We start from the raw sequence: 14,803 nt of genomic DNA on the forward strand, positions 1-14,803 counted from the left end.
GCAAACTATATTTGCTTTTTCAAGTAACGATTTCAAACATCACTCATGTCGATTTAGTGACATGCAGTCGTTTGATAAATTGATTGCTTTAAATACTGTGCAACCGCTTCAATATCTTTATGAAATTGACGGTCATGTGTAATGGATGGCACGATACTTCGAAACTCCTCATATTTACGACGTGTTTTTGGTGATAAACCTTCAACACCTTTTAACTCTGCTGCTTGTAATGCAATAACACATTCGATTGCCAGCACACGTCTTGCATTTTCAATAATTTGATAACCATGTCTAGCAGCTGTAGTTCCCATAGATACGTGATCTTCTTGGTTCGCAGATGAAGTGATAGAATCAACACTCGCTGGATGCGCTAAAGTTTTATTTTCAGAAACGAGACTTGCAGCAGCATATTGCATAATCATCGCGCCACTTTGCAATCCTGGCTCTGGACTAAGAAATGCTGGTAAATCACCATTTAATTGAGGATTTACTAGTCGCTCTAGACGACGTTCCGATACGTTTGCTAATTCACTTACACCTAATTTAAGATGATCTAATGCAAAAGCAATAGATTGTCCATGGAAGTTACCACCTGAAATAACAAACGTTTCATTTGCTTCCTCAAATATAAGTGGATTATCATTAGCCGCATTCATTTCAAATTCTAATTGCTGTTTAACATAATTGAATACTTGAAAACTCGCGCCATGGATTTGTGGTATACAACGCAACGTATATGCATCTTGTACACGTATTTCTGCTTGTCGCGTTGTTAATGCTGATCCTTCTAACCAATCACGCATACGCGCTGCCACATTAATCTGTTCTTGAAAATTACGAACAGCGTGCACATCATGTCGATATGCATCTATAATGCCATTAAGAGACTGATGCGTTAATGCAGCAATCCATTCAGATTGGTAACCTAAATCTTCTGCTTCTATATAACTAATGACACCTTGAGCTGTCATAGCTTGCGTACCATTAATCAATGCTAAACCTTCTTTAGCCTGAAGGTTCAAAGGTTGTCTATTTAATTCTCTTAATACATCGTCACTATCCTTTTCTTCCCCTCTGTACAATACTTTCCCTTCACCAATTAATGCTAATGCTAAATGTGATAATGGCGCTAAATCTCCTGATGCACCGAGAGAGCCTTGCTGTGGGATTATCGGTATAATACGTTCATTTATAAAAAATTGTAATTGTCTCACTAATTCTAAAGTGGCACCTGAATGACCTTTTAATAATGTATTCAATCGTAAAATCATCATGACTAATGCTACTTCTTTTGAAAATGGCTCACCTAGTCCACAGGCATGTGAGCGTATCAGATTCACTTGTAATTCATTATATTGCGTCGGGTCTATACGTACATCACTAAATAACCCAAAACCTGTAGTAATACCGTAAACCGTTTCCTCATTTTCAATAATACGTTCAACTACCGCTCTACTTTTTTTGACACGTTCTAACGCATCATCAATAATTTCAATCTTTGATTGTTGTTGTAAAAATGATTTAATATCCTCAATTGTTAGTGTTTCACCATCTAAATATAAAGTCATATATGTTACCCCCTTGTTTATATTAAGTAACCCATCCTTCTTGAAGTATACGTTTTCATTTTTATTGAAACAATGGTTTTACGTACATTTATAACCTATTATCAGAGCACTATTGTAGTGCGTTAAAGGATATTAAGATTGTTGTAAGCATATTTAATAATTTATCTATTGTATTTAACGACAAATAATAATGAATTCAGAAATTTATAATACATTTTGTTAAAAGTTACTATATATTTTTAAAATTGAATAAATTCGGAAAAGGCTTTTACATGGGAGGTTATATCACTATGGAAACGTTAAATTCTATTAACATTCCTAAGCGTAAAGAAGATTCACATAAAGGTGATTATGGCAAAATTTTATTAATTGGTGGATCTGCTAACTTAGGTGGTGCCATTATGTTAGCGGCTCGTGCATGTGTATTTAGCGGTAGTGGTTTAATCACTGTAGCTACACATCCAACAAATCATTCAGCATTACATTCTCGTTGCCCAGAAGCGATGGTTATTGATATTAATGATACGAAAATGTTGACGAAAATGATTGAAATGACTGACAGTATACTAATTGGTCCAGGTCTTGGCGTTGATTTCAAAGGAAATAATGCCATTACATTCCTACTACAAAATATACAACCGCATCAAAATTTAATCGTAGACGGCGATGCGATTACAATCTTTAGTAAACTGAAACCGCAATTACCTACATGTCGTGTGATCTTTACACCACACCTCAAAGAATGGGAACGATTAAGTGGTATTCCTATTGAGGAACAGACATATGAGCGTAATCGTGAAGCAGTTGATCGTTTAGGTGCAACTGTTGTACTTAAAAAACATGGTACTGAAATTTTCTTTAAAGATGAAGACTTTAAATTGACAATCGGTAGCCCAGCAATGGCGACTGGTGGTATGGGCGATACACTTGCTGGTATGATTACAAGCTTTGTCGGTCAATTTGATAACTTAAAAGAAGCGGTTATGAGTGCCACATATACACATAGTTTTATTGGCGAAAACCTTGCAAAAGATATGTATGTGGTGCCACCATCAAGACTTATCAATGAAATACCTTACGCAATGAAACAATTAGAAAGTTAGTCATTACTAATCATTGAATATAGTAAAGCATTACTTTCTAGCATAAAAATAAGACTCCCCTACATATAGGGAAGTCTTATTTTTTATTATTCTTCATCTGATGATTGTTGTATATCTTCTTCAACACGATCCATGAAATCTTGTCTTACTTCAATACGTCCATCTTCATCATTTTCTTCTGAATCAATCACTTCAGTATGAATTGCATTTCCTGGTGTTTCATCATTTACAACCGCTTCACGTTGTTGTTCAGTACCATCTTCAGATACAGTTGAAGTAGATTGCTCATCTTCATTCGTTTCATCTTCTGCATCTTCTTTTACTTTAGCAACCGTTGAAACAAATTGATCATCACCTAAGCGAATTAAGCGAACACCTTGTGCTGCACGACCATTTTGAGAAATATCTGCAACATCTAGTCGAATAATGACACCTGCATTAGTAACAATCATTAAATCTTCTTCACCAGTTACTGTAGTGATACATACAACATTACCATTACGCTCAGTAATCGTAGCTGTTTTAATACCTTTACCACCACGATTTGATAAACGATAGTCATTAACTGGCGTACGTTTACCATAACCATTTTCAGTAACTACTAATACTTCATCAACACTGTTTGCATGAGCTACATCAAGCCCTACAACTTCGTCACCTTCACGAAGTGTAATACCTTTCACACCCGTTGCTGTACGGCCTAAAGGACGTAATGTTGATTCAGGGAATCGAATTAATGATGCATGTGATGTACCAATCAAGATATCTTCTTGACCACTTGTTAAGCGAACTGCAATTAACTCATCATCTTCTCTGAACGAAATCGCAATCTTACCATTTCTATTTATTCTTGAGAAGTTACTTAATGCTGAACGTTTAACGACACCACGTTTAGTTGCAAACACTAAGAAGTTGTCTTCACTTTCAAGGTCTTTAACAGCAATCATTGTACTAATGACTTCATCATTTTCAAGTTCAATAGCATTCACTACAGGAATACCTTTAGACTGTCTTGATAACTCAGGCACTTCATAACCTTTAAGTTTGTATACACGACCTTTGTTAGTAAAGAACAATACATGGTCATGTGTACTTAAAGTTACCAATTGACTGACAAAATCTTCTTCCAATGTATTCATACCTTGAACACCACGACCACCACGGTTTTGAGCACGATATGTAGATACCGGCAAACGTTTAATGTAGTTATTATGGCTTAGTGTAATTACTATTTGTTCTTCTGGAATTAAGTCTTCGTCCTCTAAGTCTTCAAATCCACCTAATTGAATTTCTGTACGACGATCATCACCGAAACGATCTCTAATTTCAGTCAATTCATCTCTAACTAACTGTAATAACACTTCTTCATCAGCTAAGATTGCTTCTAATTCACTAATATAATTTAATAACTCATTATATTCAGCTTCAATTTTGTCTCTCTCTAAACCTGTTAGACGTCTTAAACGCATGTCTAAAATAGCTTGAGCTTGTTTTTCAGAAAGTTTGAAGCGTTGTTGCAAGCTTTCCATTGCAACTTTATCTGTATCTGACTCACGAATCGTTGAAATAATTTCATCGATATGGTCAAGTGCGATACGTAATCCTTCTAAAATGTGGGCACGATCTTTAGCTTTACGTAAGTTGTATTGCGTACGTCTTCTAACAACTGTCTTTTGATGCTCTAAATAATGTACCAACGCTTCTTTTAAATTAATAAGCTTCGGTCTACCATTTACAAGTGCAATCATATTCACACCAAATGATGTTTGAAGTGGCGTTTGTTTGTATAAGTTATTTAAAATGACACTAGCATTTGCATCCTTACGCACATCAATAACGACACGCACACCAGTACGTAAACTTGTTTCATCACGTAAATCAGTGATACCGTCAATTTTCTTGTCGCGAACGAGCTCTGCAATTTTTTCAATCATACGAGCCTTATTCACTTGGAAAGGAATTTCAGTGACAACAATACGTTGACGTCCGCCTCCACGTTCTTCAATAACTGCACGAGAACGCATTTGAATTGAACCACGACCTGTTTCATATGCACGTCTAATACCACTCTTACCTAAAATAAGTCCAGCAGTTGGGAAATCAGGACCTTCAATATCCTCCATTAACTCAGCAATTGAAATATCAGGGTTCTTACTTAAGCTAAGTACACCATTGATTAATTCTGTTAAGTTATGTGGTGGAATATTCGTTGCCATACCTACCGCGATACCTGATGCACCATTGGCTAACAAGTTAGGGAATCGAGCAGGTAAGACTGACGGCTCTCTTTCATTACCATCATAGTTATCGATAAAATCTATTGTATCTTTATTAATATCACGTAACAGTTCAAGTGTGATTTTAGTCATACGCGCTTCAGTATAACGCATTGCTGCTGCGCCATCTCCATCCATTGAACCAAAGTTACCTTGGCCATCAACAAGCGGATAACGATAACTGAAATCTTGAGCCATACGTACCATTGCTTCATAAATAGATGAGTCACCATGAGGGTGATATTTACCCATTACGTCACCAACGATACGTGCTGATTTTTTATATGATTTATCCGGTGTCATACCTTGTTCATTTAATCCATATAGTATACGACGATGTACTGGTTTTAAACCGTCACGAACATCTGGCAATGCACGAGCAACGATAACACTCATCGCATAATCTAAAAATGATTCACGCATTTCACTGGTAATATTTCGTTCATTTATTCTTGATTGAGGTAATTCAGCCATCAAGAGTTCCTCCTTCAAAAGTTCAGTTCACAGCGCTTAGAAGTCTAAGTTTGCATAAACTGCATTATCTTCTATAAATTGTCTACGGTTTTCTACAACGTCACCCATTAACATTTCAAATGTTTGGTCCGCTTCAATCGCATCTTCAAGTTTTACTTGTAAAAGAGCACGGTGCTCAGGGTTCATTGTTGTTTCCCATAATTGATCTGCATTCATTTCTCCAAGACCTTTGTATCGTGCAATAGACCATTTTGGTGTTGGATTCAATTCAGATTTAAGTTTATCAAGTTCCCTATCATTGTATACATAATACTTTTGTTTACCTTGTGTCAGTTTATACAACGGTGGCTGTGCAATATACACATAGCCTGCTTCAATTAACGGTCTCATAAATCGATAGAAGAATGTTAATAACAATGTTCTAATATGCGCTCCATCCACATCGGCATCAGTCATAATGACGATTTTGTGATATCTTGCTTTCGCTAGATCAAAGTCGCCACCGATTCCTGTACCAAATGCTGTGATCATTTGACGAATTTCATTGTTATTCAAAATTCTATCTAATCGTGCTTTTTCAACATTTAATATCTTACCTCGTAATGGTAAAATCGCCTGCGTTCTAGAGTCACGACCAGATTTTGTAGACCCCCCGGCAGAGTCCCCTTCGACTAAGAAAATCTCACATTCTTCAGGACTTTTACTAGAGCAATCGGCTAATTTACCTGGAAGACTTGCTACATCTAACGCTGATTTACGACGTGTAACTTCACGCGCTTTTTTCGCAGCAACACGTGCACGTGCCGCCATAATACCTTTTTCAACCACTGTACGTGCGACTTGTGGATTTTCATATAAAAATCGTTCAAAGTGCTCTGAGAATAATTTATCTACAACTTGACGCACTTCAGAATTACCTAATTTTGTCTTCGTTTGACCTTCGAATTGAGGATCACCATGTTTGATAGATATAATTGCTGTCATACCTTCACGTGTATCTTCACCAGAAAGTCTATCTTTTTCTTCTTTCATAATCTTGCTACTTAAACCATAACTATTTAAGACACGCGTTAATGCACGTTTGAATCCGTCTTCATGCGTACCACCTTCGTACGTATGAATGTTATTTGCGTAAGTTAAAAGATTTGTGGCATATCCTGAGTTATATTGAATCGCAATTTCTACTTCAATATCATCTTTAGATTGATGAATATAAATTGGCTCATCATGAATAGGTTCTTTATTTTCGTTCAATAACTCAACGTACGATTTAATACCGCCCTCATAGTGATAGGAGTCTTCTCTAACGTTTTCTTCATCACGTTCATCTCTTAATGTGATTTGAATTCCTTTGTTTAAGAAAGCAAGCTCTCTAATACGCTGCTGTAATGTTTCATAGTTGTATACAGTTGTCTCTGTGAAGATTTCTCCATCTGCTTTAAAACGAATGACAGTACCTGTCTTATCAGTTGTGCCAACTTCTTTTAAGTCAAATTGAGGTACACCTTTTTTATATGCTTGATGATATATAGTCTCATTTCTGTGTACATATACTTCTAAGTCTTGTGACAATGCGTTTACAACTGATGAACCAACACCATGTAAACCACCAGATACTTTGTATCCGCCACCGCCGAATTTACCACCAGCATGTAAAACAGTTAAAATAACTTCGACAGCTGGACGTCCCATTTTTTCTTGAATATCAACTGGGATACCACGTCCGTTATCCGTCACTTTAATCCAGTTATCTTTTTCAATAACAACTTCAATTTTATTTGCATAACCAGCTAATGCTTCATCGATACTATTATCGACAATTTCCCACACTAAATGGTGCAAACCTCTCTCTGAAGTCGATCCTATATACATACCTGGTCTTTTACGTACTGCTTCTAAACCTTCTAATACTTGTATTTGCCCAGCACCATAATTATCCGTGTTGTTTACATCTGACAATGCAGTCACCATCGCTTTCTGTTACTTTATAATTTCACCTTGATTAATACGATACAATTTAGCGTTATTCATGATTTCATGATCAATACCATCTACAGATGTCGTAGTGACAAATGTTTGTACTTTATGCTGAATCGTACTTAATAAATGCGTTTGACGCGAATCATCTAATTCACTGAGTACATCGTCTAATAATAAGATGGGATATTCCCCAACTTCGATATTCATTAACTCAATTTCAGCTAATTTAATGGACAAAGCCGTTGTACGTTGCTGTCCTTGAGAACCATATGTTTGAGCATCCATGCCATTCACATCAAAACTTATATCATCTCGATGTGGTCCGAATAAGCTAATGCCTCGTTCTTTTTCTCTTTGCATATTATCGCTAAGAATAGACATAATTTCTTCAAGTCGTGCCGCTTCATTTTGAGCATAATCAAATTTAAGACTAGGTAAATAATTCAGCGACAACGCTTCTTTATCATTTGTGATACCAGCATGAATCGGTTTAGCTAACGACTCTAGCTCTTGAATAAAATGTGCACGTTTATCAGTTACTTTCATTGCATATTCAGCAAACTGCTGATTTAATACTTCCAACATTGTTAAGTCCTTTTTTTGGCCTAATTGTAACTGCTTTAAGTAATTATTCTTTTGCTTTAAAATACGTTGGTATTGAGCTAAATCATTTAAGTAAACAGCAGAAATTTGGCCCAACTCCATATCTATAAAGCGTCGTCTTATTTGAGGAGAGCCTTTTACAATATTCAAATCTTCTGGCGCAAATAGAACCACATTGAGGTGTCCAATATATTGAGTTAGACGACTTTGCTCTAAGTGATTCACTTTGACTTGTTTACCTTTTTTAGTTATAAACATTGTTAATGGCATCGTGCCGTGTCTATAACTAAGCTCACCTTCTATTTTAGCATAATCAGCATTAAAACGTATGAGTTCCTTATCATTACTCGTTCTATGACTTTTTGCTAAAGCTAAGGTATAAATTGATTCAAGTAAATTTGTCTTTCCTTGTGCATTTTCTCCAATGAGGATATTCACGTCAGGATGACATTTCAACGTAACCTCATCATAGTTACGATAATTTTCTAATTGGAGTGTATTTAACTTCATTGTTCACCTTGATGAATGATTAAGAAAGAACCAGCATCTTCAGGTAATTCTGGGATATCTATACGATCTTGATGTTCTAACTTTTTACCGCGACGTGTTTCACGCACTCCATTAATTAATACTTCAACGTCTTGCAAGAACCATTTTGCTTGACCACCAGATTCAATAATCCCTTCTGTTTTTAGAAATTGACCTAAATTAATGTCTCCTTCTACTACAACTTCTTGAACCAAAATAATCACTCCATTTCTTTGTATGTCATTAATATATTATACCTTTTTTTGTCACAAATTTCATTTAAAATAGAGGTAGAAACCGTTTACATATAAATAATTAATTCTTATTTTTTGGCAATACTGTCATTTTCAATTTTTTAACGCTATTTAACGGCGTTTAACTTTTATATTCAACTTGTTATTGACTATTAAAATTTTAAATTTAGAGGGCATATAAGCACACTTATTAAAATTTGGATATATTTGTCATAAATTTAATTGGCGTCTTTTATTTGCTGTTTAAAATGCTGTCAAATTTATTTTACATACGCATCTAGAATTATTTTTGCAAAAAAATAAAGGATGACGTTTTAATTAATCACGTCATCCTTTATTTATATCTATTTTTAGTAAGTTCTGATTGGTAAAATTAATTGCGTTACCGAGTCGTCACCTTTTGGTTTTAGAATAAATGGTTTCATTGTACCGAAGAATTCAACTTCAACCTCATCATTATCGATTGCTTTTAAAGCATCCATCATATATTTAGAGTTGAATGAAATTTTCAGGCTACCACCTTCAACATCGTTTGCATCAACTTCTTCTTTTACAGTACCAATTTCTGGTGATGTAGAAGATAATTCAACAACGTCATCACCTGTACTTAATTTAATAACGTTATTACCACCTTCACGTGCTAATAAAGATGCACGATCAATCGCATGATAAAACTCCCCATTGTCTATACTTAATTTAATTTCATAGTTTTCAGGGAATAAACGTGTTGTATCAGGATAATGTCCTTCTAATAATCGAGAAATAAAGTTCACATTTCCAACTTTAAATAAAACTTGGTTTGAAGCAAAGAAGATATCAATGTCTTCTTCATTGTCAGACATAATTTTATTTAATTCAGCTAAAGCCTTACCTGGAATGATGACATTTTTGTTTTCAGAAACATCTTCTAACTGCAACTTTCTTACAGCCAAGCGGTGTGAGTCAGTCGCTGTGCATATTAATTCATTTTCTTGTATAAGCCAGTTCACACCAGTTAGTACTGGGCGTGTTTCTGAGGTGGACACTGCAAAATTTGTTTGTGCAATCACGTTTTTAAGCACTTTTACCGACAATTGAATTGCGTCATCTCTAGAAACTTGAGGTAATAAAGGATATTGATCTGGATCTAAGCCACTTAAATTAAATTCAGAATGACCTGATGTAATTAATGTCTGGAATTGTTCATTTGTAGATAATTTAACATCTTTACCAGGTAATTTTTTTATAATATCAACAAAGAATCGTCCAGGAAGTACTACTGAGCCTGTTTCTGAAATATTGACAATATCTTCGCCATCTACAGTTTTAGGAATAGTGATTTCTATTGAAATTTCAGAGTCTGAACCAGTTAATATAACTTCATGTTCTTTCGCATCGATTTTGATACCAGTTAATATAGGTAATGTTGTTCTTGGTGAAATAGCTTTTAATGTGTCATTTAATTGTGTAATAAAATAATCTCTTTTAATAGTGAATTCCATCATTAATTAAAACTCCTTCCAGTCGTTTATATATAATTATATAGGTTTTAAGTTCTTAGTAATAGTAGTAGGTGCTGTGGATTGGTGGATAAGTCTTAAAAACATAGATTTGGCGAAGTTATACACATGTTGATAACTTGTGTATGGTGTGTATGACTTTTAAACATTATCCACAAAATGAGTTTTTCTCATCTTGCCACATTAGCATATAGAAATGTAAAAAATGATTGTTATCATTAGTGCTGTTATATAACAGATTACATTTCCCAAAGTTTCCTACTTATACATTTCTTATTTCTTTTTCAAGATTCTCTACTTCTTGTTTAAAAATAGGATCTTCTTTTAAATCTTTAGATATTTTTTCATGAGCATGAATGACGGTCGTATGATCACGCCCACCAAATTCTTCACCAATTTTAGGTAATGAGAAATCTGTAAGCTCTCTAGACAAGTACATAGCTATTTGACGCGGATATGCAATTGACTTTGTACGTTTTTTTGCACTGAAATCTTCAATTCTAACATTATAGTACTGGCCTACAATTTTTTGAATATCTTGGATGGTAATCTTTTTAGATTTTGGTGCTTGAATGATATCTTTTAAAGCTTCAGCAGTTAATTCAGTTGTAATTGGTTTTCCTAATAATTGTGAATATGCAAGTAAACGTGTTAATGCACCTTCTAATTCACGAATATTAGATTGAATTTGATTTGCTATATAATTTAAAGCTTCTGGTGGAATATCTAATTTTTCTTCTTCAATTTTCTTCTGCAAAATTGCCATTCGAGTTTCATAATCTGGTGGCGTAATATCAACAATTAGCCCCCATTCAAAGCGTGAACGTAATCGATCTTCTAATTGTGCAATTTCCTTTGGTGGTCGATCACTCGAAATAACTATTTGCTTGTTATTCTGATGCAATTCATTAAAAGTATAGAAAAATTCTTCTTGTGTTTGTACTTTATTTTGTATGAACTGAATATCATCGATTAATAAGACGTCGATATTACGATATCTTTCTCTGAAAGCTTCACCTTCGTTATCACGAATTGATTTAATAAATTCATTTGTGAATTTTTCACTTGATGTGTAAATCACTTTGGCATCTGGATTATTATCTAATACATGATGACCAATGGCATGCATTAAATGGGTTTTTCCTAAACCAACACCTCCATAGATAAATAATGGATTGTACGCTTTGGCTGGTGCTTCGGCCACAGCTAAACTCGCTGCATGTGGAAAGCGGTTACCAGGTCCGATTACAAAAGTGTCAAATGTGTTATGGGCATTGAATTGCTCTCTACCAAGCACATGATTATCCTCAGTTGTTTCAGTAGAAGGTTTTGTTGTTTCTTTTGGAGTAGCAGTTTCATTATTACTATAATTTGCTAATTCTTCAGTAGTAATAAAGTGAGGTTTAACTTCATAGCCTACAACATCAAATAAGATTGCTTGGATAATTTCAGCATATTGTTGATTTAACCAATTTGCATTAAAAGGAATACTCGATAATACGATAGCTTCACCATCTTTAATCGTGTAAAGCTCAGTATCTTTTAGGAAAGTTGAGTAACTTACAGCTGATAATTTTTCTTGAGCAATTTCAAGCACTTTTTCCCAAATTTCTTTTTCCGACATAAATTTACTCCATCTTTCTTAAATTTTTAAGTTATACACAAAAATAACAGCCGTGGATAACTTCTAAACACACCATGTTAATAATTATCCACAAGTTAATAACAATCGGTGGATAACTTTATCCTGCTTATTAGTTATGCACAGTATTTTTATGTAAATATCAATAAATAAATCCTTATAAAATCATGAGTTGGACGACTTATCCACACAATTATACTTTTTCAGTTCTCTATATGTCAAATACCTGTGAATATGTTGCTAAAAATAGTATAACTTTGTGTGTAATTTCTAATTATCCACAATTCTGAAAACTATAAATGTGCATAAGTGGATAACTTTTCCTTCTATAGAATATCTGTTAGTGAGTGTATCAAAACAGCTTGGGAAATAATTTATAAAGTATGTATAAGAACTGTATAAGGTATTCAAACATTGTAAACACTCATGCTTCGGACCAAACTCATGGTGATGTTATGAAATTTGATTGCTCGCATCGTGTATTTCTATCTTTAATCGATAAAAGTAAAAAAATTGAGCAGTAGTATAAAATGAACTTGCGTTATAAAAAGGATTTTGTTATATTGTAGTAGTTGCTTGAATTATGACTAGATAATCAATGAGCTAATACGAGAATTTTAATCTAAGAAACGCAAAATCTTATCTATTAAAGTGATCAGAGTCTGCATAATCTGGTATATTAGATAACTGTATAAAGATGGAGGTGTTTTGCATGGTAAAACGTACTTATCAACCAAATAAACGTAAACATAGTAAAGTTCATGGTTTCAGAAAACGCATGAGCACAAAAAATGGCCGTAAAGTTTTAGCGCGCCGTCGTCGTAAAGGCCGTAAAGTTTTATCTGCATAAGATCACTGACTCATCAGTGATCTTTTTTTTCGTTTAAATTAAGAATAAATAGAAATTTATGTTATAAGCTCAATAGAAGTTTAAATATAGCTTCAAATAAAAACGATAAATAAGCGAGTGATGTTATTGGAAAAAGCTTACCGAATTAAAAAGAATGCAGATTTTCAGAGAATATATAAAAAAGGTCATTCTGTAGCCAACAGACAATTTGTTGTATACACTTGTAATAATAAAGAAATAGACCATTTTCGCTTAGGTATTAGTGTTTCTAAAAAACTAGGTAATGCAGTGTTAAGAAACAAGATTAAAAGAGCAATACGTGAAAATTTCAAAGTACATAAGTCGCATATATTGGCCAAAGATATTATTGTAATAGCAAGACAGCCAGCTAAAGATATGACGACTTTACAAATACAGAATAGTCTTGAGCACGTACTTAAAATTGCCAAAGTTTTTAATAAAAAAATTAAGTAAGGATAGGGTAGGGGAAGTAAAACATTAACCACTCAACACATCCCGAAGTCTTACCTCATACAAACGTAAGACTTACCTCTGGGTTATAATAACTTATTTTAAAATGTATTCACGTCGTTGAAGGAGGCGAGTAGCAATATGGATTTAGATACAATTACGAGTATTTCAACACCAATGGGTGAAGGGGCAATTGGAATTGTTCGATTGTCTGGACCGCAAGCCGTTGAAATTGCTGACAAATTATATAAAGGAAAACATCTTTTAAATGATGTTCCATCACATACGATTAATTACGGTCATATTATTGATCCAGAGTCTAAAGAAGTGATTGAAGAAGTTATGGTGTCTGTGTTAAGAGCGCCAAAAACATTTACACGCGAAGATATTATAGAAATTAATTGTCATGGTGGTATTTTAACGATTAATAGAGTGCTGGAACTTACTATGACATATGGCGCTAGAATGGCTGAGCCAGGTGAATTTACAAAACGTGCCTTTTTAAATGGTCGTATTGATTTATCTCAAGCTGAAGCAGTTATGGACTTTATTCGCTCGAAGACAGATAGAGCTTCTAAAGTTGCGATGAATCAAATTGAAGGTCGTCTAAGTGACTTAATCAAAAAACAACGTCAATCTATATTAGAGATACTCGCTCAAGTGGAAGTGAATATTGATTATCCTGAATACGATGATGTTGAAGATGCGACTACTGAATTTCTTTTAGAGCAGTCTAAAGAAATCAAACAGGAAATTAATCGTTTATTAGATACCGGTGCGCAGGGTAAAATTATGCGTGAAGGTTTATCTACAGTTATTGTTGGTAAACCAAACGTAGGTAAATCATCGATGTTAAATAATTTAATACAAGATAATAAAGCGATTGTAACTGAGGTAGCAGGTACGACTAGAGATGTCTTAGAAGAGTACGTCAATGTTCGTGGCGTGCCATTAAGATTAGTTGATACTGCTGGTATACGTGAGACAGAAGATATAGTAGAGAAGATTGGTGTTGAACGCTCTAGAAAGGCTCTTAGCCAAGCAGACTTAATTTTATTTGTATTAAACAATAACGAAGCATTGACTCAAGAAGATTACACATTATATGAAGTGGTTAAAAATGAAGATGTAATCGTAATTGTTAATAAAATGGATTTAGAGCAAAACATAGATATTAATGAAGTTAAAGATATGATAGGTGATACGCCATTAATTCAAACTTCAATGTTAAAACAAGAAGGTATTGATGAATTAGAAATACAAATTCGAGATTTGTTCTTTGGTGGAGAAGTACAAAATCAAGATATGACTTATGTTTCTAATTCAAGACATATTTCATTATTAAAACAAGCAAGACAAACGATACAAGATGCGATTGATGCAGCAGAATCTGGTGTGCCTATGGATATGGTACAAATTGATTTAACTAGAACTTGGGAAATATTAGGAGAAATTATTGGTGAGACTGCAAGTGATGAACTCATCGATCAGTTATTCAGTCAATTCTGCTTAGGTAAATAGTAATTGAAATAGACGGAATACCGTCTTAAGAAGG

Annotated in this window: 11 protein-coding genes; 4 read left to right on the plus strand and 7 right to left on the minus strand. The window is 34.2% G+C overall.

Annotated features, from left to right (window positions below):
* Window positions 1–53: 53 nt before the first annotated feature.
* Window positions 54–1,568, minus strand: coding sequence for a histidine ammonia-lyase (gene hutH / locus JQN76_RS03685; protein WP_000177459.1), 1,515 nt, complete (start codon window positions 1,566–1,568; stop codon window positions 54–56).
* Between the two features lie 290 nt (window positions 1,569–1,858).
* Here hutH and JQN76_RS03690 point away from each other — a divergent pair, with 290 nt between their 5' ends.
* On the plus strand, window positions 1,859–2,671 hold the full coding sequence (locus tag JQN76_RS03690) for an NAD(P)H-hydrate dehydratase (protein ID WP_000449218.1): 813 nt from the start codon (window positions 1,859–1,861) through the stop codon (window positions 2,669–2,671).
* An 86-nt stretch (window positions 2,672–2,757) separates the two neighbouring features.
* Here the strand turns inward: JQN76_RS03690 and gyrA are convergent, their stop codons facing one another.
* From gyrA to dnaA, 6 genes are all read right to left on the minus strand, one after another.
* The gene (gene gyrA, locus JQN76_RS03695) at window positions 2,758–5,421 is read right to left on the minus strand and encodes a DNA gyrase subunit A (RefSeq protein WP_000819084.1); all 2,664 of its coding nucleotides are present in this window, start codon (window positions 5,419–5,421) and stop codon (window positions 2,758–2,760) included.
* Between the two features lie 36 nt (window positions 5,422–5,457).
* Window positions 5,458–7,392, minus strand: a complete 1,935-nt coding sequence (gyrB, locus tag JQN76_RS03700; RefSeq protein ID WP_000255578.1) for a DNA topoisomerase (ATP-hydrolyzing) subunit B — start codon at window positions 7,390–7,392, stop codon at window positions 5,458–5,460.
* 9 nt (window positions 7,393–7,401) lie between these two features.
* On the minus strand, window positions 7,402–8,514 hold the full coding sequence (recF, locus tag JQN76_RS03705; protein WP_000775113.1) for a DNA replication/repair protein RecF: 1,113 nt from the start codon (window positions 8,512–8,514) through the stop codon (window positions 7,402–7,404).
* The gene (yaaA, locus tag JQN76_RS03710) at window positions 8,511–8,756 is read right to left on the minus strand and encodes a S4 domain-containing protein YaaA (RefSeq protein ID WP_001789359.1); all 246 of its coding nucleotides are present in this window, start codon (window positions 8,754–8,756) and stop codon (window positions 8,511–8,513) included. Before yaaA ends, recF begins: the two co-directional genes overlap by 4 nt.
* Before the next feature lie 380 nt (window positions 8,757–9,136).
* The gene (dnaN, locus tag JQN76_RS03715) at window positions 9,137–10,270 is read right to left on the minus strand and encodes a DNA polymerase III subunit beta (RefSeq protein WP_000969811.1); all 1,134 of its coding nucleotides are present in this window, start codon (window positions 10,268–10,270) and stop codon (window positions 9,137–9,139) included.
* Between the two features lie 277 nt (window positions 10,271–10,547).
* Complete coding sequence (dnaA, locus tag JQN76_RS03720; RefSeq protein WP_001290433.1) at window positions 10,548–11,909, minus strand: chromosomal replication initiator protein DnaA; 1,362 nt, start codon at window positions 11,907–11,909, stop codon at window positions 10,548–10,550.
* A 730-nt stretch (window positions 11,910–12,639) separates the two neighbouring features.
* Between dnaA and rpmH the strand changes: the two genes are divergently transcribed.
* From rpmH to mnmE, 3 genes are all read left to right on the plus strand, one after another.
* Complete coding sequence (gene rpmH, locus JQN76_RS03725) at window positions 12,640–12,777, plus strand: 50S ribosomal protein L34 (RefSeq protein ID WP_000240855.1); 138 nt, start codon at window positions 12,640–12,642, stop codon at window positions 12,775–12,777.
* 120 nt (window positions 12,778–12,897) lie between these two features.
* Window positions 12,898–13,251, plus strand: a complete 354-nt coding sequence (rnpA, locus tag JQN76_RS03730; protein WP_001789343.1) for a ribonuclease P protein component — start codon at window positions 12,898–12,900, stop codon at window positions 13,249–13,251.
* A 138-nt stretch (window positions 13,252–13,389) separates the two neighbouring features.
* The gene (gene mnmE, locus JQN76_RS03735; RefSeq protein ID WP_000362503.1) at window positions 13,390–14,769 is read left to right on the plus strand and encodes a tRNA uridine-5-carboxymethylaminomethyl(34) synthesis GTPase MnmE; all 1,380 of its coding nucleotides are present in this window, start codon (window positions 13,390–13,392) and stop codon (window positions 14,767–14,769) included.
* Window positions 14,770–14,803: the final 34 nt, after the last annotated feature.

This window comes from Staphylococcus sp. SM3655 (assembly GCF_016917315.1).
Taxonomy (GTDB): Bacteria; Bacillota; Bacilli; order Staphylococcales; family Staphylococcaceae; genus Staphylococcus; species Staphylococcus aureus.